This is a genomic window from Pantoea sp. CS_6 (assembly GCF_041954745.1).
Taxonomy (GTDB): domain Bacteria; phylum Pseudomonadota; class Gammaproteobacteria; order Enterobacterales; family Enterobacteriaceae; genus Pantoea; species Pantoea stewartii.
This window is the reverse complement of record NZ_JAVAYG010000004.1, coordinates 112,223-137,011: the sequence shown is the minus strand read 5'-3', so window position 1 is coordinate 137,011 and position 24,789 is coordinate 112,223. Positions and strand designations below refer to the sequence as shown.

At 55.1% G+C, this 24,789-nt stretch carries 27 protein-coding genes; 19 read left to right on the top strand and 8 right to left on the bottom strand.

Features of this window, described 5'->3' with window-relative positions; all coding sequences use genetic code 11:
* Positions 1-124: 124 nt before the first annotated feature.
* The gene (locus RAC90_RS07835) at positions 125-778 is read left to right on the top strand and encodes a hemolysin III family protein (protein WP_375124198.1); all 654 of its coding nucleotides are present in this window, start codon (positions 125-127) and stop codon (positions 776-778) included.
* A gap of 32 nt (positions 779-810) precedes the next feature.
* Here the strand turns inward: RAC90_RS07835 and ygfZ are convergent, their stop codons facing one another.
* Positions 811-1,797 (bottom strand): tRNA-modifying protein YgfZ, encoded by a 987-nt coding sequence (gene ygfZ / locus RAC90_RS07830; protein WP_033739617.1) that lies wholly within the window; start codon positions 1,795-1,797, stop codon positions 811-813.
* 224 nt (positions 1,798-2,021) lie between these two features.
* Between ygfZ and sdhE the strand changes: the two genes are divergently transcribed.
* Both sdhE and RAC90_RS07820 read left to right on the top strand, forming a co-directional pair.
* Complete coding sequence (gene sdhE / locus RAC90_RS07825) at positions 2,022-2,288, top strand: FAD assembly factor SdhE (RefSeq protein ID WP_006120816.1); 267 nt, start codon at positions 2,022-2,024, stop codon at positions 2,286-2,288.
* Complete coding sequence (locus RAC90_RS07820; RefSeq protein ID WP_054633211.1) at positions 2,263-2,679, top strand: protein YgfX; 417 nt, start codon at positions 2,263-2,265, stop codon at positions 2,677-2,679. Before sdhE ends, RAC90_RS07820 begins: the two co-directional genes overlap by 26 nt.
* Before the next feature lie 10 nt (positions 2,680-2,689).
* On the opposite strand, the gene fldB is transcribed toward RAC90_RS07820, so the two are convergent.
* Positions 2,690-3,208: a flavodoxin FldB gene (gene fldB / locus RAC90_RS07815; RefSeq protein WP_006120814.1), complete on the bottom strand. Its 519-nt coding sequence runs from the start codon at positions 3,206-3,208 to the stop codon at positions 2,690-2,692.
* Between the two features lie 102 nt (positions 3,209-3,310).
* Here fldB and xerD point away from each other — a divergent pair, with 102 nt between their 5' ends.
* The 6 genes from xerD (at position 3,311) to RAC90_RS07785 (ending at position 10,117) form a co-directional block, all read left to right on the top strand.
* Positions 3,311-4,204 (top strand): site-specific tyrosine recombinase XerD, encoded by an 894-nt coding sequence (gene xerD, locus RAC90_RS07810; protein WP_033739613.1) that lies wholly within the window; start codon positions 3,311-3,313, stop codon positions 4,202-4,204.
* Between the two features lie 21 nt (positions 4,205-4,225).
* Positions 4,226-4,939: a bifunctional protein-disulfide isomerase/oxidoreductase DsbC gene (gene dsbC / locus RAC90_RS07805; protein WP_039338429.1), complete on the top strand. Its 714-nt coding sequence runs from the start codon at positions 4,226-4,228 to the stop codon at positions 4,937-4,939.
* A gap of 3 nt (positions 4,940-4,942) precedes the next feature.
* Positions 4,943-6,682, top strand: a complete 1,740-nt coding sequence (gene recJ, locus RAC90_RS07800) for a single-stranded-DNA-specific exonuclease RecJ (protein WP_375124197.1) — start codon at positions 4,943-4,945, stop codon at positions 6,680-6,682.
* Between the two features lie 190 nt (positions 6,683-6,872).
* Positions 6,873-7,971 (top strand): peptide chain release factor 2 gene (prfB, locus tag RAC90_RS07795; protein ID WP_100208631.1). Its coding sequence is split into 2 segments (ribosomal slippage): positions 6,873-6,947 and positions 6,949-7,971, totalling 1,098 coding nucleotides; the frame shifts between segments, so codons are not numbered across the junction.
* A gap of 9 nt (positions 7,972-7,980) precedes the next feature.
* The gene (gene lysS, locus RAC90_RS07790) at positions 7,981-9,501 is read left to right on the top strand and encodes a lysine--tRNA ligase (RefSeq protein WP_033739607.1); all 1,521 of its coding nucleotides are present in this window, start codon (positions 7,981-7,983) and stop codon (positions 9,499-9,501) included.
* A 124-nt stretch (positions 9,502-9,625) separates the two neighbouring features.
* Complete coding sequence (locus tag RAC90_RS07785; protein ID WP_039338424.1) at positions 9,626-10,117, top strand: cupin domain-containing protein; 492 nt, start codon at positions 9,626-9,628, stop codon at positions 10,115-10,117.
* Here the strand turns inward: RAC90_RS07785 and RAC90_RS07780 are convergent.
* On the bottom strand, positions 10,114-10,740 hold the full coding sequence (locus RAC90_RS07780; protein ID WP_006120808.1) for a hypothetical protein: 627 nt from the start codon (positions 10,738-10,740) through the stop codon (positions 10,114-10,116). The genes RAC90_RS07785 and RAC90_RS07780 overlap by 4 nt on opposite strands.
* A gap of 368 nt (positions 10,741-11,108) precedes the next feature.
* Here RAC90_RS07780 and RAC90_RS07775 point away from each other — a divergent pair, with 368 nt between their 5' ends.
* On the top strand, positions 11,109-12,272 hold the full coding sequence (locus tag RAC90_RS07775; RefSeq protein ID WP_375124196.1) for an MFS transporter: 1,164 nt from the start codon (positions 11,109-11,111) through the stop codon (positions 12,270-12,272).
* Here RAC90_RS07775 and RAC90_RS07770 read toward each other — a convergent pair.
* Entirely contained in the window at positions 12,269-13,189 is a 921-nt protein-coding gene (locus RAC90_RS07770; RefSeq protein WP_375124195.1) for a LysR family transcriptional regulator, read from the bottom strand. The two genes, RAC90_RS07775 and RAC90_RS07770, sit on opposite strands and share 4 nt — an antisense overlap.
* A 101-nt stretch (positions 13,190-13,290) precedes the next feature.
* Between RAC90_RS07770 and lysA the strand changes: the two genes are divergently transcribed.
* The gene (lysA, locus tag RAC90_RS07765) at positions 13,291-14,547 is read left to right on the top strand and encodes a diaminopimelate decarboxylase (RefSeq protein ID WP_375124194.1); all 1,257 of its coding nucleotides are present in this window, start codon (positions 13,291-13,293) and stop codon (positions 14,545-14,547) included.
* 51 nt (positions 14,548-14,598) lie between these two features.
* Here the strand turns inward: lysA and RAC90_RS07760 are convergent, their stop codons facing one another.
* The 4 genes from RAC90_RS07760 to mutH form a co-directional block, all read right to left on the bottom strand.
* Positions 14,599-15,639, bottom strand: a complete 1,041-nt coding sequence (locus RAC90_RS07760; protein WP_006120804.1) for an NADP(H)-dependent aldo-keto reductase — start codon at positions 15,637-15,639, stop codon at positions 14,599-14,601.
* A 139-nt stretch (positions 15,640-15,778) separates the two neighbouring features.
* Positions 15,779-15,997 (bottom strand): YgdI/YgdR family lipoprotein, encoded by a 219-nt coding sequence (locus RAC90_RS07755; protein WP_006120803.1) that lies wholly within the window; start codon positions 15,995-15,997, stop codon positions 15,779-15,781.
* Positions 15,998-16,116: 119 nt separating this feature from the next.
* Complete coding sequence (locus RAC90_RS07750; RefSeq protein ID WP_006120802.1) at positions 16,117-16,827, bottom strand: TerC family protein; 711 nt, start codon at positions 16,825-16,827, stop codon at positions 16,117-16,119.
* A gap of 98 nt (positions 16,828-16,925) precedes the next feature.
* Positions 16,926-17,603: a DNA mismatch repair endonuclease MutH gene (mutH, locus tag RAC90_RS07745; RefSeq protein ID WP_006120801.1), complete on the bottom strand. Its 678-nt coding sequence runs from the start codon at positions 17,601-17,603 to the stop codon at positions 16,926-16,928.
* Between the two features lie 685 nt (positions 17,604-18,288).
* Here mutH and rppH point away from each other — a divergent pair.
* The 8 genes from rppH to RAC90_RS07705 all read left to right on the top strand — a co-directional run bounded on the left by rppH (position 18,289) and on the right by RAC90_RS07705 (position 24,727).
* Entirely contained in the window at positions 18,289-18,816 is a 528-nt protein-coding gene (gene rppH / locus RAC90_RS07740) for an RNA pyrophosphohydrolase (protein ID WP_006120800.1), read from the top strand.
* Positions 18,817-18,828: 12 nt separating this feature from the next.
* Positions 18,829-21,075: a phosphoenolpyruvate--protein phosphotransferase gene (ptsP, locus tag RAC90_RS07735; RefSeq protein WP_006120799.1), complete on the top strand. Its 2,247-nt coding sequence runs from the start codon at positions 18,829-18,831 to the stop codon at positions 21,073-21,075.
* A gap of 108 nt (positions 21,076-21,183) precedes the next feature.
* A complete protein-coding gene (gene lgt, locus RAC90_RS07730) occupies positions 21,184-22,065 on the top strand; it encodes a prolipoprotein diacylglyceryl transferase (protein ID WP_033739682.1) in 882 nt (293 codons plus the stop codon).
* Entirely contained in the window at positions 22,062-22,856 is a 795-nt protein-coding gene (gene thyA / locus RAC90_RS07725; protein ID WP_006120797.1) for a thymidylate synthase, read from the top strand. The genes lgt and thyA overlap by 4 nt, the downstream gene beginning before the upstream one ends.
* Before the next feature lie 189 nt (positions 22,857-23,045).
* The gene (locus RAC90_RS07720) at positions 23,046-23,516 is read left to right on the top strand and encodes a prepilin peptidase-dependent protein (protein ID WP_033739681.1); all 471 of its coding nucleotides are present in this window, start codon (positions 23,046-23,048) and stop codon (positions 23,514-23,516) included.
* A complete protein-coding gene (locus tag RAC90_RS07715) occupies positions 23,513-24,040 on the top strand; it encodes a prepilin peptidase-dependent protein (protein ID WP_081011334.1) in 528 nt (175 codons plus the stop codon). The genes RAC90_RS07720 and RAC90_RS07715 overlap by 4 nt, the downstream gene beginning before the upstream one ends.
* Entirely contained in the window at positions 24,037-24,441 is a 405-nt protein-coding gene (locus tag RAC90_RS07710; RefSeq protein ID WP_205953613.1) for a DUF2509 family protein, read from the top strand. The genes RAC90_RS07715 and RAC90_RS07710 overlap by 4 nt, the downstream gene beginning before the upstream one ends.
* Positions 24,401-24,727 carry a prepilin-type N-terminal cleavage/methylation domain-containing protein gene (locus RAC90_RS07705; protein WP_172913418.1) on the top strand — a complete coding sequence of 109 codons (327 nt, stop codon included), beginning with the start codon at positions 24,401-24,403 and terminating at the stop codon, positions 24,725-24,727. Before RAC90_RS07710 ends, RAC90_RS07705 begins: the two co-directional genes overlap by 41 nt.
* Positions 24,728-24,789: the final 62 nt, after the last annotated feature.

The following is a 24,789-nucleotide window of genomic DNA, read 5'->3' as shown; positions in this document are numbered from 1 at the left end:
AGAATTTGAACCGGCGTTGACCGCATTAATTAATTTAAGCTTACACTTGTACACTGAAACTTTTTCTGATTAATTTGTCTGGTGATTAATCTGCAATGGCTCTCACTTTTCAGGCAGGAAGGTTATGACGCATAAACATTTTTCCACGCAGGGCTATCCACTGGCAGAGGAAATTGCCAACAGTATCAGTCACGGGCTGGGTTGCCTCTTTGGAATCGTTGGGTTAGTGCTGCTACTGGTTAAAGCAACAGCGATCCATGCGGATGTCACCACCATTGTCAGCTCAAGCCTGTATGGCGGCAGCATGATCGTGCTGTTTCTGGCGTCCACGCTTTATCACGCTGTCAGTTATCCACGCGCCAAACGCGTGCTGAAAAAAGTGGATCACTGCGCCATTTATCTGTTGATTGCGGGCACTTATACGCCGTTTTTGATGACAGGGCTGCAGTCACCGCTGGCTCACGCATTAATGGCGGTCATCTGGGGACTGGCGCTGCTGGGCATCCTGTTTAAACTGACGATCGCTGAACGCTATAAGGTGCTGTCACTGGTCACGTATCTTTGTATGGGATGGCTGTCGCTGGTGGTGGTCTATCAACTGGCGATGAAACTGTCGCCGGGGGGAATCTGGCTGTTGGCGCTGGGAGGCATCATCTATTCCCTGGGGGTGATCTTTTATGTGGCGCGCCGCGTGCCGTTTAATCACGCCATCTGGCACGGTTTCGTGTTAGGCGGCTGCATCTGTCATTTCTGCGCCATTTATTTCTACGTCATGTAGAAACAGGGCGGGAGAGGTTCCCGCCCCGACACTCAGTTTTCGTCCAGCGAATAAGGCAAAGGCTGAATAGTGAGTTTGCCCCCTTCATCCCCTTCGACGCGCAATACGCTGTCTGGCTCCAGATCGTTATTCATCACGACCTGCACCCAGGTCACGCCATCATCAAGCTGCACGGCGGCGAGAACGGTACCTGTGCGACGCCAGCGTTCACCCATCTGCAATTCCAGCGAGTCGTTTGCGGCAGGCAGATGGCTGGCCTGGCCTGACAGCCAGTACAGGGCGCGCTTATTGGCGCCACGGTATTTCGCGCGGGCCACCATCTCCTGCCCGGTGTAGCAGCCTTTTTTGAAGCTGATCGCGTCCAGTGCCTGCAAATTAGTCGCCTGGGGAATAAACTGCGCGCTGGTCGCAGGTTCAATCACCGGAATACCGGCTTCAATGTCCAGGGCCAGCCACTGTGTGCTGTCTGTTAACTGAGCATCCTCGGCCAGCTTCTGTTTCAGTGCTTCTGCCTCAGCAAGCGAGGTGACCAGTAAAAAGCGCTCTGCGGGCTGGGCAAACCACAGCAGGGTGGTTTCGCCCTGTTGCACCACGGGAGTGGTACTGTCAGGAAGGGCTTCAAACCGGTCGGCCAGCGCCGCCCGAGCCTGGAAACCGGCAACGCCCAGTAACACCACATCGTCATCGGCGGCCAGCGTCACTTTAGAGAATACGGCGTATTTTTTTAGCTCCGGCAACTGAGTATCACGCAGTGCCCGGCGCACTAAATAGGCATAACCTTCGCCGCGGTGAAACAGACGCAGATTGCTCCACATTTTGCCTTTCGCATCGCAGTGGGCGGCGGGCAGATGATGGGCGGCATCCAGCGCGGCGACATCCAGCGTCAACTGACCCTGCAAATAGGACGTACTGTCAGGGCCCACTACAGACACCAGAGCCCAGGTATCCAGAGACATTAACGTGAGCGGCAGACGCGATGAGGCCGCAGGTTGACGTGGGGGAAGCGTAAATGTTGGCATTGATAAATCCTGAGTATGAAGGTTCATCCGGAACAATATCTTCAATGGTAAAAGAGCAGACTGGCATTGCAACCTGTTTACTGAACAGGGCGCACAAAACGCGTGATGAACGCCATAAAAAGCGTCATCCTGCGGCGTTGTGCACATGACGAAGTCTGGAGCCTGCAGCCGCTGTTAATCCAGGTTACACTAGTCGCCACGATGTGAAACAGGAAAACTGATGCATGGATATTCATGATAAATCGCGCGTTCAATGGGCCTGCCGTCGTGGCATGCTGGAACTGGATGTCGCTATTATGCCGTTCTTCAAGTACGAATATGACACGTTAAACGATACCGACAAGCAGGTTTTCATTGCCCTGCTGAAAAGTGACGATCCGGACCTTTTCAACTGGATGATGAACCACGGCGAGCCAGCCGATCCCGAGCTGAAACGCATGGTGAAGCTTATTCAGCAGCGTAATCGTGAACGCGGCCCGGTGGCAATGTAACCTTCATCCCTCGTTGCAGGCGCGCACAATCCTTGCCCTGACGCTGGTGGTAACGCTAGCCGGCGTCGGGCTGATGCCCTTGTCTGCGGCAGAGTGGGTGATAAAGCCGGTGCTGTTCGCCCTCATCGTTTGGGAAGGATGGCGGCAGGACAGGCGCTTGTGTCTGCGCTGTGGAGCGCTACGACGCGACAGTGCCCGTGACTGGCACTGGCAGGATGAACACTGGCAAACGCAGCAACCGCTTTACTGGTTACCCGGCGCGGTGTTGCTGGTCATGAAGAACCCTCAGGGCAGGATAACGCGGTTTTGGCTCATGCAGGATAATATGCAGCCTGCTGAATGGCGCGCCTTACGCGCCTGCTGTTTTCGCGACAGACAACGCGCGCATTAACACCGACAGCCTAAAGTCGTTCGGCCGTTTCCGTCAGAATCTGCTCGCACCACTGCTCAACGCGCTCATCCGTCACGTCAAACTGATTGACGTCATCCAGCGCCAGCCCCACAAACTGTTTGCCATCCGCGCTAAGCGGTTTGGGGCTGGTAAATTCATAGCCATCCAGCGGCCAGTAGCCGACAAACTGCACGCCCATGGGTTGCAGCAGGTCGTGCAGCATACCCAGCGCGTCGAGAAACCATTCACCATAGCCAATCTGGTCGCCCATGCCGTAAAGCGCCACTATCTTGTTATGCAGATTGAGGGTGGGCAACTGCGGCCAGATGGCCTCCCAGTCTTCCTGTAGCTCGCCGAAGTCCCAGGTCGGAATGCCCAAAATCAGCAGGTCGTACTCTTCCATCAGACGCGGATCGTCATCTTTCACGTTGTGCAACGTCACTAACTCGTCGCCAATAAAATCCCGAATCTTCTCTGCTACGATTTCGGTGTAGCAGGTACTGGAACCGTAAAAAAGACCAATTTTCATGCAGATAGTGCTCTGTTAATCCAGACTTTGGCGTAATTGTATCAGAAGCAGGGGTGAATCAGGCATAATGAGCACGATTTCAGACTGAACGGCGGGGAAAACGTGCAAGACAGCGAACTGACAGAACAGTTTCTTGACGCGCTGTGGATTGAGCGCAATCTGGCGCAAAATACCTTGTCCTCCTATCGACAGGATCTGCAAACGCTCACCGGCTGGCTGGCACATCACGGCCTGACGCTGGTGTCATTAAGCCCGCAGGATCTGCAACAGTTTCTCGCAGAGCGACTGGAAGGCGGCTATAAGGCCACCAGCTCAGCGCGTCTGCTCAGCGCTATGCGCCGCCTGTTTCAGTACCTGTACCGTGAAAAGATTCGTGTGGACGATCCCAGCGCCCAACTGGCCGCGCCAAAGCTGCCCCAGCGGCTGCCCAAAGATCTGAGCGAGGCACAGGTCGAGCGTTTACTGCAGGCTCCGGATGTCAACGTGCCGCTGGAACTGCGCGATAAAGCCATGCTGGAATTATTGTATGCCACCGGGCTGCGTGTTTCGGAGCTGGTGGGATTAACCCTGAACGACGTCAGCCTGCGTCAGGGCGTGGTGCGGGTGATCGGTAAGGGCAATAAAGAGCGCCTGGTGCCATTAGGTGAAGAGGCGGTTTACTGGCTGGAATATTATATGGAACATGGTCGTCCGTGGTTGCTCAACGGGCAAACGCTGGATGTGTTCTTCCCCAGTAGCCGCGCGCAGCAAATGACGCGGCAGACGTTCTGGCACCGAATCAAGCACTACGCCACGCTGGCAGGCATTGACAGCGAAAAGCTGTCGCCCCATGTGCTGCGCCACGCCTTTGCCACACATTTGCTGAACCACGGGGCAGACTTGCGTGTCGTACAGATGTTACTGGGACACAGCGATCTCTCCACGACCCAGATTTATACTCACGTCGCCACGGAACGTCTGCGACTGTTACATCAACAGCATCATCCGCGTGCATGACCGACGGATATAAGGAAAACAATGAACAAACATGTTGCCACGCTGGCGCTGCTGGTCAGCGCCTTTTCCGGTTTAACTCACGCTGATGACAGCGCTATTCAGCTTTCCCTGAAAAAACTGGGTTTACACCAGACCGAGATTCAGCCGTCTCCGCTGCCAGGCTTCAAAACCGTGCTCAGCGAAAGCGGCGTCCTGTATGTGACCGATGATGGTAAGCACATGATCCAGGGTCCCCTTTATGATGTCAGCGGCACGCAACCGGTGAACGTGACCAATACGCTGCTGGATAAAAAGGTCGACGCGCTGGTTCCGGAGATGATCATCTATAAAGCGCCAAAAGAGCAGCATGTGGTCACGGTGTTCACGGACATTACCTGTGGCTATTGTCACAAGCTGCACGAGCAGATGGCCGATTACAATGCGCTGGGCATCACGGTTCGTTATCTTGCTTTCCCACGCGAAGGGATGAACGGCAATGTCGCCAGCGCCATGAAAGCGGTCTGGTGCAGCGCCGATCGTAACAAAGCCTTCGATGACGCGATGAAAGGTGATGCGCCGAAGATGGAGGCGCCTGCGTCATGCAAAACTGACATTGGTCAGCAGTATAAACTCGGCATTCTGTTCGGCATTCAGGGCACGCCGGCCATTCTGACCGATAGCGGAATGATGATCCCGGGCTACCAAAGCCCTCAGGAACTCAAACAGGTACTGGATAATCAAAAGCGTGGTGGTTAAGGCGTGGTAAAGCACGAAGTCGAATTACGTCGTCGTGAGGCGGTACCGGCTTTGCCCGGGCTCCCTGCTGATTTGCCGCCGCTTCTGCGTCGGCTTTATTTGCAACGCGGCGTCAGTGATGCCGCTCAGCTTGAAAGAGGCGCGAAAAACCTGCTGCCGTTTAGTGCGCTGAGCGGTATTGATAAGGCCGTCGCCTTGCTGCATGAAGCGCTGCTGGATGGACGCTGTATTATGGTCGTCGGCGATTTTGATGCTGACGGTGCCACCAGTACCGCGCTTACCGTGCTGGCTCTGCGCAGCATGGGATGCAGCAATGTTCAGTATCTGGTACCTAACCGGTTTGAGGATGGATACGGCCTCAGTCCTGAGGTTGTCGAACAGGCGAAAGCGCGCGGCGCGGAGATGATCCTCACTGTCGATAACGGTATTTCCTCTCATGCTGGCGTCGCCGTCGCGCATGCGCACGGGATTGCGGTGCTGGTGACCGACCACCATTTACCCGGCGAAACGCTGCCTGACGCGGACGCTATCGTTAACCCAAACCTGCCTGATTGCACTTTCCCGTCGCGTGCGCTGGCAGGCGTTGGTGTGGCCTTTTACCTGATGATGGCGCTGCGTGCCCATCTGCGAACCCAGGGCTGGTTTGGCGTCACGCGGGCAGAACCTAACCTGGCTGACCTGCTCGATCTGGTGGCGCTGGGCACGGTTGCGGATGTCGTGCCGCTGGATGCAAATAACCGTATTTTGGTCTGGCAGGGCCTGAGCCGCATTCGTGCCGGTAAATGCCGACCGGGCATCAAGGCGCTACTGGAAATCGCCAATCGCGATGCGCGCCAGCTGGCCGCCAGCGACCTGGGGTTTGCGCTGGGACCGCGGCTGAATGCGGCCGGAAGGCTCGACGATATGTCAGTCGGCGTCGCGCTGTTACTGACGGACGATCTCAGCCAGTCGCGTATGCTAGCCAGCGAGCTGGATGCGCTTAATCAGATGCGTAAAGAGATTGAACAGGGTATGCAAAGCGAGGCGCTGGCGCTCTGTCAGACGCTGGAGCGTGAGCAAACCGATTTGCCGCTGGGGCTGGCCTTTTATCATCCCGAATGGCATCAGGGCGTGGTAGGTATTCTGGCTTCCCGGCTCAAAGAGCGTTTTCACCGTCCGGTCATCGCCTTTGCGCCTGCGGGCGACGGCATGCTGAAAGGCTCGGGACGTTCGATTGCGGGCCTGCACCTGCGGGATGCCCTGGAACGGCTTGATACGCTCCACCCCGGGCTGATGCAGAAGTTTGGTGGTCACGCCATGGCGGCCGGGCTGTCGCTGGAGGAGGCGCGCTACGAGGAGTTTCGTCAGCGGTTCGCTGAACTGGTCGGCGACTGGCTGGCTGGCGAAGCGCTGCAAGGGGTGATGTGGTCTGATGGCGCGTTACAACCCGCTGAGTTTTCTCTGGAGACCGCCGAAATGCTGCGCGATGCCGGTCCCTGGGGACAGGCCTTTCCGGAGCCTGCGTTTGACGGCAAATTCCGGCTGTTGCAGCAGCGGCTGGTGGGGGAACGTCATCTGAAAGTCATGGTGGAGCCACTGGGCGGCGGGCCACTGATCGACGGCATCGCGTTTAACGTAGATACCACGCTGTGGCCTGACAGCAGCGTTCGCGAGGTTGAACTGGCGTACCGGCTGGATATCAATGAATATCGCGGTAACCGCTCAGTGCAGTTGATTATTGAACATCTCTGGCCGCTCAGTTAACGGATGAAGGTGGACGGACGGGAGTCCGTCCGCCAGGCCTTTCTGACGTTGCCTCCCTCCCTTTCAGCACAGCCTGTCCCAAACGTTTACACCCTGCGCATTTTCTCAACGCTACAAACTGTCGCCGGTTTCGGGTAAACTCGCAGGTTACATTTCTTATTCCATCAAACGTTAAAAAGACGCTAAACACATGTTTGAAATTAATCCGGTCAAATACCGTATTCAGGACCTCACCGAGCGCAGCGACGTTCTTCGGGGGTATCTTTGACTACGATGCCAAGAAAGAACGCCTTGAAGAAGTAAACGCAGAACTCGAACAGTCTGACGTCTGGAACGAACCTGAACGCGCCCAGGCGTTGGGTAAAGAGCGCTCCTCTCTCGAAGCAATCGTGAATACGCTGGATCAGATGACGCAGGGGCTGGAAGACGTACAGGGCCTGCTTGATCTGGCTGTGGAAGCCGATGACGAAGAAACCTTTAACGAAGCGGTCGAAGAACTGGACGCGCTGGACGTTAAACTGGGTGAACTCGAATTCCGCCGTATGTTCTCGGGTGAGTACGACAGCGCAGACTGTTATATCGACTTGCAGGCTGGCTCTGGCGGCACCGAGGCGCAGGACTGGGCCAGCATGCTGATGCGTATGTATCTGCGTTGGGCCGAAGCGAAAGGCTTCAAAACCGAGATTATTGAAGAGTCCGAAGGCGAAGTGGCGGGCATTAAATCGGTAACCATTCGCGTGTCGGGCGATTATGCGTTTGGCTGGTTACGCACCGAGACAGGCGTTCATCGCCTTGTTCGTAAGAGTCCGTTTGACTCCGGTGGTCGCCGCCATACCTCATTCAGCTCCGCGTTTATCTACCCGGAAGTCGATGACGATATCGATATCGACATTAACCCGGCAGACCTGCGCATTGACGTTTACCGTGCCTCGGGTGCCGGTGGTCAGCACGTTAACCGGACGGAATCTGCGGTGCGTATCACCCATATTCCGACCGGTACGGTCACGCAGTGTCAAAATGACCGCTCTCAGCACAAAAACAAAGATCAGGCGATGAAGCAGATGAAGGCGAAGCTGTACGAGCTTGAGATGCAGAAAAAAAATGCCGAGAAGCAGGCGCTGGAAGACAATAAGTCGGATATCGGCTGGGGAAGCCAGATCCGTTCTTACGTTCTGGACGACTCACGAATTAAAGATCTGCGTACCGGCGTGGAAACGCGTAATACGCAGGCGGTTCTGGATGGCGATCTGGACCGTTTCATTGAAGCAAGTTTAAAAGCAGGGCTATAAGGAACCGACATGTCTGAACAACAACCGCAGAGCGCTGACGTCGCACTTGAGTTAAATAACGAACTGAAAACGCGTCGCGAGAAACTGAGCGTGCTGCGTGAAAACGGCGTGGCGTTTCCTAACGATTTTCGTCGTGATACCACCTCCGATCGGCTGCACGCCAGCTATGACGAGAAGAGTAACGAAGAGCTGGAAGACTTAGGCATTGAGGTCAGCGTGGCGGGCCGTATGATGACGCGCCGTATTATGGGCAAAGCGTCTTTCATCACCCTGCAGGACGTTGGCGGCCGCATTCAGCTGTACGTAGCACGTGACGATCTGCCTGAAGGCATCTATAACGAGCAGTTCAAAAAGTGGGATCTGGGCGATATCCTCGGCGCACGCGGTAAGTTGTTCAAAACTAAAACTGGCGAGCTGTCTGTTCACTGTTCAGAACTGCGTTTACTGACCAAAGCGCTGCGTCCGTTGCCTGATAAGTTTCACGGCCTGGCCGATCAGGAAACACGTTATCGTCAGCGTTATCTTGATCTCATCGCCAACGATGAATCACGCAACACCTTCAAAATTCGCTCTCAGATTATGGCCGGTATTCGCCAGTTCATGGTCGCTCGCGACTTTATGGAAGTGGAAACGCCAATGATGCAGGTGATCCCGGGCGGCGCATCAGCGCGTCCGTTTATCACGCATCATAATGCGCTGGATATCGATATGTACCTGCGTATTGCGCCAGAGCTGTATCTGAAACGTCTGGTTGTGGGCGGTTTTGACCGCGTGTTTGAGATCAACCGTAACTTCCGTAACGAAGGGATTTCGCCACGTCATAATCCAGAGTTCACCATGATGGAACTCTATATGGCGTATGCGGATTATAAGGATCTGATCGAACTGACCGAAAGCCTGTTCCGCACGCTGGCGCAGGATGTGCTGGGCAGCACCGTCGTGCCTTACGGTGAGCAGGAATTCGATTTCGGCAAGCCGTTTGAAAAGCTCACCATGCGTGAAGCCATCAAAAAATACCGTCCGGAAACCGATCTGGCCGATCTTGACGATTTCGATAAAGCCGTGGCAGTCGCCCAGGCCATCGGCATCAAAGTCGAGAAAAGCTGGGGCTTAGGCCGCGTGGTGACCGAGATTTTTGAGGAAACCGCAGAAGCGCACCTGATTCAGCCTACCTTCATTACCGAATACCCGGCGGAAGTTTCTCCGCTGGCTCGTCGTAACGATGAAAACCCGGAAATCACCGACCGTTTCGAGTTCTTTATCGGCGGACGTGAAATCGGCAACGGCTTCTCTGAGCTTAACGATGCGCAGGATCAGGCTGATCGCTTCCTGCAGCAGGTTAATGCCAAAGACGCGGGCGATGATGAAGCCATGTTCTATGACGAAGACTACGTTACCGCACTGGAACATGGCTTACCGCCAACGGCAGGTTTAGGCATTGGTATCGACCGGATGGTGATGCTGTTTACCAACAGCCATACCATCCGTGACGTGATCCTGTTCCCGGCGCTGCGTCCTGGCGCTAAATAAGTCTTGTTGTTCTGTAAAAAGGCCGGGTTATCCCGGCCTTTTTTCTTTCTGCTGTTCGCGATGCCGTGCTTGAGTCATCCCGCTCCCTCTGCCAGACTGAAATCTCAACAGGGAGCCAACCACGATGACACAACGTCCCGACTGTATTCGCCACTGGCAGACGCTGGAAGGCGACGATAACGAACACTATTCTGACAGCGATGAGCGCATGTCGATTGGCGCGCCACTGGGGCGGTTACTGGGGTTAACCCGCCTCGGCATTCACCATGAAAGGCTGTTGCCCGGACGCCGCATGTCCTATCCGCACGCGGAGAGCGCGGAAGAAGAGTTTATCTTTGTGCTTGAAGGTCATCCTGACGCCTGGATAAACGGTGAGTTGTACCCGCTGTCGCCGGGCGATGCCGTTGCTTTTCCGGCCGGAACCGGCATCTGCCATACCTTTATCAACAACCGCGACCATGAGGCGCGCTTTTTAGTGGTGGGCGAGGTGAGCAAACCCGAAAACCGTATTACTTATCCGCTCAATCCGGACTACGAAGCAACCCGTGAGGACAGGTGGCTGAATCCGCCTGAACAGACGATGGGCAAGCATCCCGGTTTGCCCGACAAAAATTAAGATTTTACGGCGTCATCCAGCCAGTGCTGAAAGCGAGAGTAAGGAACATAAAGGGCGACGTCTTTATACAACGTCTTGCCGCTGTGGTTATCGTTAATGCGCTGGCTGTAGCCGACAATCACGCCAGCCAGTGTGTCGTCAGAGGCATTGTAAACCGCGCCACCAGACATCCCTTTCACTACGCCGGCATTCGCTGCCACCACCACACAGTTAGCTTTGTTCCAGTCATTGGCCAGCGTGGTATTCACCAGATTCTGACCGGTTGAGCTGACCGGCATGGCCGAGATAAAGCTGTACCCGTAAAGGTTCACCTTGTCGCCAATGTGGCTGTTACGGAAGGCGGGAGGAAGGTTGGCTTCGCTGTTCTTGTGGTAGACCACCGCCAGGTCGCACTCCGGATGCCAGGCTTTCACCCGGTAAAGCGAATATTTCGCCACGTGGGCCGCCGTGAGGCTGTAGTCCGGGGTCAGGGGAATGGTCGTACCCAGCGTGCCCAGCCCCATGATGGTTGGAATGCCGGTAACGGTCATATCAACCCGCTTTTCAGCTTCTTTACTGTACTCATAGTGACCGACTGAGCAACCCGTTAAGCCCAGTACCAGTAAGAGGGTAAGCCGTTGCATTATTCTCTCTCCGCGTCAGTTGGACTGCATTTCATCTGGCGATTCATAAGAGCTTTATCGGCAACGCTAATACTTTATTGATAACTAAAATCGGTATTAGCTAAAAAACGGCTACTTCGCTGGCAACCTTTCTGCTTGTTTTAAGTGGCGGGCTATCCCTTTCTCCTTAACCTCATGTTTAATAAGCATAGTTCATCTTACTGTCAATTATTGCCTTTCCTGCAATACAGTGTTGCCTCTGTGTGAGTATCCGATGACAGTCAGCTATGGTGTAATACAGAATGTGACAGAGATCATAAATTATAGCCTGTTCATCGCGATGCACGCGGAAGCAACCGCGTCGCAATAATCATATTTGGGAGAGTGTTATGCCTGTGGCATTACTGGCATTGGCGCTGAGTGCGTTCGCCATCGGAACCACTGAGTTCGTTATTATGGGGTTACTGCCGGAAGTGGCAAACGATTTACAGGTGACCATTCCGTCAGCGGGCTGGCTCATCAGCGGCTATGCCCTGGGCGTGGCCATTGGCGCGCCGGTCATGGCACTGTTGACCGCGAAACTGCCACGCAAGAAAACGCTGATTCTGTTAATGGCCATCTTCATCATCGGTAACCTGTTGTGCGCGCTGGCGTACAGCTACAACCTTCTGATGCTGGCGCGGGTGATTACCGCCCTCTGTCACGGTGCGTTTTTTGGCATTGGCGCTGTGGTGGCTGCCAGTCTGGTGGCTGCCGATCGCCAGGCGTCCGCCGTGGCGCTGATGTTTACCGGCCTGACGTTAGCCAACGTATTAGGCGTGCCATTGGGGACCTGGTTTGGTCAGCTGTTTGGCTGGCGTGCCACCTTCTGGGGCGTTGCGGTAATTGGTGTGCTGGCCTTTATTGCGTTGATCACCAGCCTGCCGGGAAATAAAAACGAGAAGCCCGTCAATCTGGCCAGCGAAATCAGCGCGCTGGCAAACGGTAAACTGTGGCTGTCGTTACTGATGACGGTCTGTTTTGCTGCCGCCATGTTTACGCTGTTCAGCTATATTGCGCCGTTGCTGTTGCAGGTCACCGGCATCAGCGATCATGGCGTGAGCTGGACTCTGTTCCTGATTGGGGCGGGGCTGACGGCAGGCAATATTTTGGGCGGCAAACTGGCTGACCGCAATGTGGCGCTCAGCCTGACAGGCAGTTTCCTGCTGATCGCGCTGTTCTCACTGCTGTTTAGCTGGACCAGCCATGCGCTGTGGCTCGCGGAAATCACCTTGTTCCTTTGGGCGATGGCTACCTTCGCTACGGTACCCGGCTTGCAGATAAATGTCGTGCGCCACGGTAAGGAGGCACCAAATCTGGTGTCGACCCTGAACATTTCGGCCTTTAATGTCGGGAATGCACTGGGCGCCTGGGTAGGCGGAGCGGTTATTGCCCGTGGCTATGGGCTGACCAGCGTGCCGGTTGCCGCGGCCGCGCTGGCGGTGGTGGGGCTGATCGTCTGCGTGATCACCTTCCGTAAATCAGGCGGCGCGGCGGCCAGCGTACACGCCTAAACCAGCCTGGCCGCAATCAGCGCCGGAAAACGGGCAATCTGATGTTGAAGATGCGCCGCAAAGGCGTCAACCAGCGCTGAAGCCGGCCGGTGGCGCGGCCGGACCAGACTGACGGTAAAGGGCACCGCCACGCTAAACGGACGCATGACGATCCCGCTGTCAGCATAATCGAGTGCTGTCAGCGGATTAACGACAGAAATACCCACGCCAGCCTGCACCATCGCGCACACCGAGGCTGCGCTATGGGTTTCCATCACCATCCTGCGCGTCACGCTTTGCTCATGAAACAGTGCATCCAGTAACTGCCGATAGCTGTCCGTACGTGACAGGCTGACATAGTTCTCACCCGCAAAATCCTGCGGCGTAAGTAAGTTGCGCTGCGCCAGAGGATGCTGTTTCGGTAAGACACAGACTTCATCGCAGGTCAGTAAAGCCTGGCGATCGGTACCGGCAGGTGCATGCAGCGTTTCTGTCAGGCCCAAATCATAGCGCTGCGCCGACAGCCACTCTTCCAGCAGCGGTGAATCCTGCGGAATAATGTTCAGGCTGACGTCGGGATAGCGTTGTAAAAATGTCTGACAAATGGGCGGCAGCAACGACTGTGAGAAGGCCGGCAGACAGGCAATCGACAGCTCGCCCTGACGAAACTGCCGTAAACCTTCTGCCGCATCCATAATGCGGTCCAGCCCATACCACGAGCGCTGCACCTCTTCAAACAGGCGTAATCCCTGCACCGTCGGTTGCAGGCGGCCACGCACGCGCTCAAACAGTTGCAGACTCAACTGCCGTTCAAGCCGCGCCAGTTCACGGCTGACCGTGGGCTGTGAGGTTTGCAGCAGCGTGGCGGCCTGGGTGAGGTTGCCGCTGGTCATCACGGCATGAAAGATCTCGATGTGGCGCCAGTTAATCGTGGCCATGGGATATCCCATATCATTTATGCATAGATGCTATTAAAACAGATATTTTTCGACATGGCACGAATCTGGCTTAATAGGAGGATTGCCACAGGAGACATGCCATGCCGCGTCCGTTAAACACCACAGAAACCGCCCTCAACGTTGATCATCTGCTGCCGCTTGCCCGCCAGTATTCGGGCCCGTTCTGGGCTTACGATGCGCAGGTGATTCAGCAGCGTATTGCACAGCTTCACGCTTTTGATGTGGTGCGCTTTGCTCAAAAAGCCTGTTCAAATACGCACATCCTGCGCCTCATGAAATCGGCCGGGGTTAAGGTGGATTCTGTTTCGCTGGGCGAAATTGAGCGCGCCCTCGTGGCTGGTTTTACGCCTGGCGGTGACGACATCGTGTTTACGGCTGACGTGCTGGATGAACCTACACTCGCCAGAGTTGCGGAACTAAAGGTGCCGGTGAATGCCGGTTCGGTCGATATGCTGCATCAGCTGGGTGCGGTTTCGCCAGGGCACGCGGTCTGGCTGCGTATCAATCCGGGATTTGGTCATGGCCACAGCCAGAAAACCAATACCGGCGGTGAAAACAGTAAACACGGCATCTGGCCGAGTGATTTGCCTGCTGCTCAGGCGGCGATTGAGCAATATGGATTGCGCCTGATCGGCATTCACATGCATATCGGCTCGGGCGTGGACTATGCGCACCTGCAGCAGGTCTGCGATGCCATGGTCGATCTGGTGGTGGCGTTCGGTCAGGATCTGGAGGCGATTTCTGCGGGCGGCGGTTTATCCATTCCCTATCACTATGGGGAGGAAGCGATTGATACCGATCACTATTTTGGCCTGTGGGACGCCGCGCGCCAGCGTATTGCCTCATATCTGGGCCACGCCGTGAAGCTGGAAATTGAACCGGGCCGTTTCCTGGTGGCGGAGTCAGGCGTGCTGGTGTCGCAGGTGCGGGCCGTTAAAGAGATGGGCAGCCGTCACTTTGTGCTGGTGGATGCCGGATTCAGCGATCTTATGCGCCCATCGATGTACGGCAGCTATCACCATATCTCCCTGATGGCTGGCGACAACCGACAGATTGATGAACAGGATACGCGTGAAAGCGTTGTCGCGGGGCCACTTTGCGAGTCCGGCGATGTGTTTACTCAGCTTGAAGGGGGCAAAGTGGAAACCCGGGCGATTCCCGACGCGAAAGTCGGCGACTATCTGGTGTTCCACGATACCGGGGCGTACGGTGCGTCCATGTCTTCTAACTACAACAGTCGACCGCTGATTCCGGAAATCCTGTTTGAAAACGGCACGCCACGCGAGATTCGTCGCGCGCAGCGTATCGAGGATCTGCTGGCTCTGGAATTGGGTTAACGCAGGCTGTCAGTCAGGACTGCCAGCCGCACTTGCGGCTGGCAAATGGCATCAAGGTGCAGGGTAGGTATAACGGCGGTGAATCGCCTCAAGCTCTTCCAGAATCTCACTACTGAGCGTCAGGTTGGCGCTGTCGATATTGATCTTTAACTGATCCAGCGTGGTGGCGCCCAGCAGCGTGCTGGAAACAAACGGTTGCTGGCGAACAAACGCCAGGGCCATTTGCGAGGGATCGATCTGATGCTTGTTTGCCAGCGCCACATATTCTGCGACTGCCAGCTGAGACTGCTCGCCACTGTAGCGGGTAAACCGGCTAAACAAGGTATTACGTGCACCAGCAGGCTGTGCACCGTTCAGGTATTTCCCACTTAGCGTACCAAAAGCCAGGCACGAATAAGCGAGCAGTTCCACGCCTTCATGCTGGCTGATTTCCGCCAGGCCCACCTCAAAACTGCGGTTCAGCAGGCTGTAGGGATTCTGAATAGAAACAATGCGCGGTAACTCATGTTTTTCTGCCAGTTGCAGGTAACGCATCACGCCCCAGGGGGTTTCATTAGAGACGCCGATGTAGCGAATTTTACCCGCCCGCACCTGTTCTGCCAGCGCTTCCAGCGTTTCCAGCAGGGTCACCGGGACGCTGGAAGCGCTGTACTGATAGCCAAGTTTGCCAAAGAAGTTGGTCTGGCGCTGCGGCCAGTGCAGCTGGTACAGGTCGATATAATCGGTATTCAGGCGCTTCAGGCTGGCATCCAGCGCTTCGCGAATGTTCTTACGATCCAGCGCCATATTAGGGCGAATGGAGGCATCGTTGCCGCGGGTCGGCCCTGCGACTTTACTGGCGAGAATGATTTTATCGCGGCTGCCGGTCTTTTTTAACCAACTGCCAATGTACTTTTCGGTCAGGCCCTGGGTTTCCGGGCGAGGCGGCACCGGATACATTTCGGCAGTATCGATCAGGTTGATGCCGGAACTGATCGCAAGATCCAGTTGCGCGTGGGCGTCGGCTTCGCTGTTTTGCTCACCAAACGTCATGGTGCCCAATCCAAGCTGACTCACTTCCAGCGTGCTATGGGGGATACGGTGATAATGCATTGCCGGCTTCCTTTTCTCTGAGGATGGATATTGTGTCTTAAGGGACTATAGCGCGAGGCGTAGCGGCTAAGAAAGGGAAACAACAAGGAGAAACAGCCTGCCGGGGAGGGAAAGGTCGACAGGCCTGCTCGTTTCGCATTTAACGCTCAATGATGGTTGATACTTCATCACTGTTAATCTGTACCGTATGGCCTGACTGATCGGTGTACTGTACCAGTCCGGTCTCCTTATCAATGCTCGGTTTGCCTTCCGTCATAATCATGCGACCGTCTTTCGTCGCCATCACATAATCAGAACTACAACCACCTAATGTCACTGCGGCAACGGCCGCCAATATAATCTTACTCAGCCCTTTCATTGTGCTTATCCTCGCAACGCGTCCACTATAAAAAAGTGTAGTAATAAATCCTTTTACCGATTGGGTTAATCGTATCAATCTGAAAATAGGTGGGCGGCAGGCCGCCGCCCTTGACAACGCTAGCTGACTTTTTTCTTACTGCGCATCAGGTTAAGGCACTCAACGGCCATCGAGAAGAACATGGCAAAATAAATGTAACCTTTTGGTACATGCACGCCGAAACTCTCCAGAATGAGGGTGAAACCCACCAAAATCAGGAAAGAAAGCGCCAGCATTTTGACCGACGGATGACGGTCAACAAATTCGCCAATACTGCGTGCCGCAAACATCATCATTAAGACGGCAATCACCACGGCGGCCATCATAATAAACAGATGGTCGGAAAGGCCGACGGCTGTAATAACCGAGTCGAGGCTGAAAATAATGTCGAGCAACATAATCTGCACAATCGCTCCCAGGAACGAATGCACATTGGATTTGTGTTCGGTTTCCTCACCTTCGATGGTTTCATGGATTTCCATGCTGGATTTCCAGAGCAGAAATAAGCCACCAAACAGCAGAATAAGATCGCGCGCGGAGAACGGATGATCCATCAGGGTAAACAGGGGATTGGTCAGTTTTGCTACCCAGGCAATCGAGGCCAGCAGTCCCAGTCGCATCAGCATCGCGCCCATCAGACCAATGCGCCGTGCGCGGGCCTGCTGATGTTTAGGCAGTTTTGCCACCACTAATGACAAAAAGATAATGTTATCAATGCCCAAAACCACTTCCAGAATGGTCAGGGTGCCCAACGCCAGCCAGGCGTTAGGATCGGAAATCCACTCGAACATACCTGCACTCGTATCCTAAACGAAAAGTAAACGAAGATTATACGCACCTAATCTGTCGAACTCACATTTAAATAGTGCATGGCCGGGGGAAAGGGGATTCAGAGAAGAAAATGGCGGGCAAGCAGCGGGGCGGTAAAGCTTTTCTTGAGATAAAACCCGCGCGGTAACGTCATAATGGGCTGTCCCTGTTCGCCGATCCCTTCGGTCAGGGCCCGGCTGTTAGCCGCTTTGGGGCGAATTTGCAGCCAGGCACCATGACGGGCAGTAATACGTTCCACCTGACCCAGCACAATCATATCCATAAGTTCTTCCCAGTCCTGACGCAGCATGTCTTCTTCTTGTGCCGTCGGGCTCCACAGCAAGGGCGCGCCTACCCGGCGCTCGCCAGGGGGAATATCACGCTCACCCTCAACCGGCATCCACAGTACGCGAGCCAGCTTATGGCGAACATGACTGTTTTCCCACGTCACGCCGCTGTTACCGGTCAGCGGTGCAACGCAGACAAATGTGGTTTCCAGCGGTTTGCCTTCACGATCGACAGGGATAGTTTTCAACTCAATGCCCAGATGCGCAAAATCCTGCTCGGCTTTACTGCCTGCGCTGGCCCCCAAATGCCATTCCAGCAGCATGCCCACCCAGCCTTTATCGCGCTTCAGATTGGCTGGCGTTGGAATGCCGGCCTGTTCTGCCAGACAGTGTAAAGGTAAACCTGCCAGTGCCTGCGCCCGCGCGAACAGTACCGATTCGTTTTCAGGTGGCTCTGGAAGAGTGATCATATGCGTAACCCGGTATGGTTAAAAAATAAGCGCCCTGCGGCCTGTCAGGTTTTCCACAGGAATGAGCAGGGTAGGGCGCGCATAATAACATGAAACATAGTGCTTTTTTAAGAATGCACCGCCTCATGCTGTTAACGACGGGTCAGGTTATCCCAACTTGCTATCAACAATGAACAGGATCTTATGACCAGTTATCCACAGAAAGATGGGATAACCTGGCATCAGACGGGTTACTGGTTCGATTTACAGCCTTGACTTTGCTGTTTTTTAGCAAAAATTAGCCGGTTTGCTGCAAGCTTGAACCGATCTCTGTGGATAAAAAGCCGGGTGGTGGATCTTTAGCCAATTGTCAGCGGCAGGACATTATACAATGTCACTCAGACGAATTTATTCAAACCTCAGCAGAGAAATAGTCTTATATTTCAATGGCTATTTCAGAATCACAGTAAAGCGTATTCAGATTCCTCCCAACGGGTTATTCAGTTAACTCCCGTGTTCTACACAAAGCTATCCACAGAAAACGTGAATAAGATCGATGTTTTCTCGTTACTTTGTTTATAACTTTGCATTCTTCTGTGAGTTATCCCGAGATTACGGTCCCCATTGCCCGCGAATCCAGTGGTTTACCGCCTGTAAGGAGTGTGAAACAATCAGACCATTCAAATTTAGCTTTTGAGGTAGTCCAGTGATCGATGATGATGGCTACCGCCCGAATGTTGGTATCGTAATTTGTAACAGGCAGGGACAAGTGTTATGGGCCAGGCGCTTTGGACAGCACTCCTGGCAATTTCCTCAGGGAGGCATCAATCCCGGTGAAACCGCAGAACAGGCGATGTATCGCGAATTGTTCGAAGAAGTAGGGTTACACAGAAAGGATGTCCGAATACTTGCATCTACCCGTAACTGGTTGCGCTACAAATTGCCAAAACGTTTGGTGCGTTGGGACACAAAACCGGTTTGTATTGGTCAGAAACAAAAGTGGTTTCTTCTGCAGTTGATGTGCAGTGATGCAGATATTAATGTGCAACACAGTAGCACGCCGGAATTCGACGGCTGGCGCTGGGTGAGCTTTTGGTATCCGGTACGTCAGGTTGTCTCTTTTAAACGCGATGTGTACCGTCGGGTGATGAAGGAGTTTGCAGGCGTTGTCATGTCCATGCAGGAGAGTGCGGTGCAGCGAAATCATCCTGCCCATCGACGTAAAAGAGGATAGGCCACGCCCTTTATGCTCACTCAGTTGCGAGAAATTGTTGAAAAGGTGGCGAGTGCGCCCCGTCTGAACGAAGCACTCGACATCCTGGTTAATGAGATCTGTCTGGCGATGGAAACGGAAGTCTGTTCCGTTTATCTGGCCGATCACGATCATCGCTGTTATTACCTGATGGCGACGCGCGGTCTGAAAAAACCGCGTGGCCTGACGGTGAAACTGGCGTTTGATGAAGGGATTGTGGGCCTGGTCGGTCGCCTGGCCGAGCCTATCAACCTTGCTGATGCGCAGAGCCATCCGAGCTTTAAATACATCCCTTCCGTTAAGGAAGAACGCTATCGCTCTTTCCTTGGTGTGCCCATCATCAGCCGCCGCCAGCTTCTGGGCGTGCTGGTGGTGCAGCAGCGCGAGCATCGCCAGTTCGACGAAAGCGAAGAGTCTTTTCTGGTTACGCTCGCCACCCAGCTAGCGGCCCTGCTGTCACAATCGCAGCTGAGCCAGCTGTTTGGTCAGTATCGCCAGGCCCGTGTTCGCGCCATCGCGGCCGCACCGGGTGTGGCGGTTGCACCGGGCTGGGTGGATGAAACCCAACCCCTGCTCGATCAGGTCTCCGCGGCCTCCACGCTGGATCCACTGCGCGAACGTGAGCGCTTGTCACTGGCGATGAGCGAAGCTGCCAGTGAGTTTCGTCGCTTCAGTAAACGCTTTTCTGCCAGCGCGCAGAAAGAAAGCGCGGCAATCTTCGATCTCTACTCGCACCTGTTAACGGATGCCCGCCTGAAAAAAGATCTCTTCGATGAGATCGAACGCGGATCCGTGGCCGAGTGGGCAGTCAAAACCGTGATTGAAAAGTTTGCCGCGCAGTTTGCCAGCCTGACGGATAGCTATCTGAAAGAGCGCGCGGGCGATCTGCGGGTGCTTGGACAGCGGTTGCTGTTCCACCTTGATGATTCCCTGGTGGGCGTCAATGCCTGGCCCGAACGCTTTGTATTGGTAGCCGATGAGCTGACAGCGACAACGCTCGCCGAGATCCCGCATGATCGCCTGGCCGGTATTGTGGTGCGTGACGGCGCCGCGAATTCGCACGCCGCGATCCTGACCCGCGCCATGGGGATCCCCACGGTGATGGGCGCAGACATTCAGCCCGGCCAGCTCAATAAGCGTCTGCTGATTGTCGACGGCTATCGTGGTGAACTGCTGATCGACCCTGAACCGGTGATCGTGCAGGAGTACCAGCGGTTAATCAATGAAGAAAATGCCCTCAGCAAGATGGCTGAAGGCGGTGTAGACAGACCGGCAGAACTGAGAAGCGGTCAGCGCATACAGGTGATGCTTAATGCGGGACTGAGCCCGGAGCATGAGCAAACGCAGGGCAGTTGGGTTGACGGCATCGGTCTTTACCGTACGGAAATCCCGTTTATGCTACAAAGCGGATTCCCGTCAGAAGAAGAGCAGGTGGCACAGTATCAGGGCATGTTACAGCTCTTTCACGACAAGCCCGTTACGCTGCGTACGCTGGATATCGGGGCCGATAAACAACTGCCTTACATGCCGATTAGCGAGGAGAACCCGTGTCTGGGCTGGCGCGGGATTCGATTGACGCTCGATCAACCGGAAATTTTCCTGGTGCAGGTGCGCGCGATGCTGCGTGCGAATGCCGCCTCCGGCAACCTGAGCATCTTACTGCCGATGATCAGCCACATTGATGAGATCGACGAGGCCAAACGGCTGATTCAGCGTGCCGGGGCAGAAGTGGAAGAGATGCTCGGCTATGCGATTCCTAAGCCGCGCATCGGCATCATGATTGAAGTGCCCTCGATGCTGTTTATGATCCCGCATCTGGCCTCGCGTGTTGATTTTATCTCGGTAGGCACCAACGATCTGACCCAGTATTTGCTGGCGGTCGATCGTAACAATACGCGCGTGGCGAATCTGTACGATTCCCTCCATCCGGCCATGTTGCGCGCACTGCAGGCCATTTCTGTTGAAGCCCATTTGGCGAATCTGGAATTGTGTTTGTGTGGTGAAATGGCGGGCGATCCGACCTGCGTGGCGCTGTTGGTAGGAATGGGATATCACCACCTCAGTATGAACGGGAAAAACGTCTCGCGTGTTAAATACCTGCTGCGTCATCTGGATTACGAAGAAACGCAGAAGCTCAGCACCCAGGCGCTTAAAGCCTCGTCAGCGACGGAGGTACGCCAGATGATGTCGGCGTTTATGGAACAGCGTGGTCTGGGCGGTCTGATCCGCGGCGGGCGTTAACCCAGGTTACATTTCTGCGACTACGCAAAAAACTGGCTGTGCTATGATGCACAGCCTTAATTTATGTGCATCACGTCCCCTTTCAGGGCAGAAAAAAAACGGTGAATGATGAATAACGGCTACATCGCATTTCCACAGTTTGATCCGGTGATTTTCTCAATCGGACCGCTTTCGCTTCACTGGTACGGGTTGATGTATCTGGTGGGATTTGTGTTCGCCATGTGGCTGGCGGTGCGCCGCGCGAACAAACCCGGCAGCGGCTGGAAAAAAGAGGAAGTCGAAAACCTGTTGTATGCCGGCTTCCTGGGGGTTTTCCTGGGCGGACGCATCGGTTACGTGCTGTTTTATAACCTGCCGCTGTTCCTGGAAAATCCGCTTTACCTTTTCAAAGTCTGGGATGGCGGCATGTCGTTCCACGGCGGTCTGATTGGCGTCATCCTGGTGATGCTGATTTTTGCGCGCCGTACCAAACGTCATTTCTTCCAGGTTGCTGATTTTATTGCCCCTCTGATTCCGTTCGGCCTCGGCGCCGGTCGTCTGGGCAACTTTATCAATGGTGAACTGTGGGGCCGTGTCGATCCCAATTTCCGTTTCGCCATGCTGTTCCCCGGCTCACGCAGCGAAGATATCGCGCTGGCGGCTAACAACCCACAATATCAGGCACTGCTGAACACCTATGGCGTCCTGCCGCGCCATCCTTCACAGCTCTATGAACTGTTCCTTGAAGGCATTGTGTTGTTCATTATCCTGAACCTGTTTATTCGCAAACCCCGCCCGATGGGCAGCGTGTCCGGCCTGTTCCTGATCGGCTACGGTTGCTTCCGCTTTATTGTTGAGTTCTTCCGTCAGCCCGACGCGCAACTGGGTTTGCTCACCGGCGGCCTGAGCATGGGACAAATACTGTCTCTGCCGATGATCATCGCCGGTGTGATTATGATGATTTGGGCGTACCGTCGACGTCCGCAGCAACAACTTCACGAGGAAAAATGAAACAGTATCTGGACTTAATGCGCTACGTGCTGAACGAAGGCACACCAAAATCTGACCGTACCGGTACAGGCACGCTTTCAATTTTTGGTCACCAGATGCGTTTTAATCTGCAGGATGGCTTTCCCCTGGTCACGACTAAAAAGTGCCATGTTCGCTCCATCATTCATGAGCTGCTGTGGTTTCTGCAAGGGGACACCAACATTGGTTACCTGAAAGAAAACAATGTCTCTATCTGGGATGAGTGGGCAGATGAGCAGGGCAATCTGGGACCGGTATACGGCAAACAGTGGCGTAGCTGGGGCACCGCCCGTGGCGAAGAGATTGATCAGATCACCAAAGTGATTGAACAGATCAAGCGCGATCCGGATTCCCGCCGCATCATTGTCTCGGCGTGGAACGTGGGCGAACTGGATGAAATGGCGCTGGCTCCGTGCCATGCCTTTTTCCAGTTCTACGTCGCGGATGGCAGGCTCTCCTGTCAGCTTTACCAGCGTTCCTGCGACATTTTCCTGGGGCTACCGTTTAACATCGCCAGCTATGCGCTGCTGGTGCATATGGTCGCGCAACAGTGCGATCTGGAGGTCGGTGACTTTGTCTGGACCGGCGGCGATACGCACCTTTACAGCAACCATCTGGAGCAGGCGCGCCTGCAACTGACGCGCGAACCGCGTCCGTTACCGAAGCTGGTGATTAAACGCAAGCCTGCCTCGCTGTTTGACTATCGCTTCGACGATTTTGAGATTGAAGGTTACGATCCGCATCCCGCCATCAAAGCGCCGGTTGCGGTCTGAACACCCGCCGCCAGCATCCGCCCCGGTCTTGCCACAGCATGCCGGGGCGTTTTTTTTACAGCGATGTTGCGGCGCGGTGCACACTTGCACTGATCATGTCTTTATCCAGAGGAATAATGCTGTAGCTTTGCTTCCAACAGGTGGCTTTCGGGCTTGCTGAAGCGCTCGCTGCTGCGGCACTCTGCCGCCATGAAAAGATCACAGTCAAAAGGGTTTACGCTGGCGGAGCTGCTGCTGGTGATGGTAATCGCTGGCATACTCAGCGCCTTTGCCACGCAAGGCTGGCAGCGCTGGCAGCAGCGTCAACAGCTTCGCGATACGGCGCTGCAACTGCAACACTTTCTGTTACGCGTCCGTGCTCAGGCCAATGCGCAAAACCGGGACCTGGTGCTGTGGCACCGCCCCACACAGCCCTGGTGTATCGGCGTGGCAGCACCGCCACAGAATGGCTGCAGTACGGCAAGCCGCCTGCACTTTATCGCGCCGTATGCGGACATCACCCTTCACGCCCTGCGTGGCGAGCCGGGTTTTTACGGACGCCGCAACGTGGCCAAAGCGGGCAGCATTGAGCTGCGCAATCGCGCCGGAAAAATACGGGTGATTATTTCTGCACGGGCGCGAATTCGTCTTTGCCGTATTGACGATGCGGACTGCGAATGAAAAGGGCCGGGTTTAGTCTGCTGGAAATGCTCATCGCCATGGCGATCAGTGCGGTGCTGATGGTCAGTGCAGGACGCTTTATGCCGCGACTGTTGGCCGAAAACCTCAGGCTGCAACAACAGGTTCAACTGCGTCAGGAGTTACAGCAAATGCTGTCCACGCTGGAAAAAGCGATCCGGCGGGCGGGTTATTGCCACGGGGAGTGCGGAACGGGTGGCCTGATGACAGCCGAAGGCTGTGTGCTGATCCGGTTTGACGAGAACAGCAACGGTCAGTGGGAAGGGGTTACGCACAGTGAGAGCGATTACTACGGTTACCGGCTGCGACAACACCAACTGGAGATGCAGCGTGGTGTGGATAACTGCAACGGCAGTGGATGGGAACGGCTTTCCGATCCGGCTTTCCTTTCGATTGAGGCATTCGACGTGCGCCGTGAAGGCCGGCTGGTCACCGTTGTACTGCAGGGGCGAAGCGGGAACCGAACCGAAACGCTGGAAAGCCGGGTCGAAGGAATGAATCTGTGAACGCCGAGGGCAACAGTGCGCTGGGGATGGTACTCATCATCCTGCTGACAGGCGGCATCACGCTTCAGGCCAGCCGCGAGATGCTGGCGCAGGGAATGTTTATCGTCGCCGATGAGCAACACGCTATTCAGGGGTTTTGGCAGGCCCAGTCGGCACTGCAATGGGGACTGACATTAACGTGGCCAGCGCAACCACCTGCCACCTGCCAGCGCGAGTCGCAGTATGGCTGGCAGGCGTGCCTGCATCGCGTGGACGATGAGAAAGGATTGCTTAAAGGTGAAACGCAAAAAGGTGATAAGGCGTTATGGCACTGGGTCAGGCTGGAGGGCAGCAAAATCAGTCCGTTGCCACAGGGCTGGATTGATTATTGCCCGCAATCCGCGCCGGAGCAGTGCCTGTGAGGCGGCAGGATTCAGCCTGCCGGAAGCCTTGTTTGCCCTGTTACTGATGGCCGTCAGCACCAGCGCCTTATTGCAGTATCACCGGGTGTTAACGCTCGGCTTTAGTCAGCAATGGCAGCAGCGTGAAGCCTGGCGTGTGGCGGAACAGCGGTTGTTGGGGCGCGAGGTGGCGGGCTGGCAAACGCGGTCAGATAAAAAAACGGGGCCGGGCGGCTGCACGCTGGAAACGGTTACGGTGAGCGGTCCGCATCAACGTCAGGCCAGCCTGACGCGATTGCACTGCTGAGCGGATGAGAATGGGTTTTCACGGTAGGCTTCAAATGCGATACGCGGTAGAGTGAGTACCGT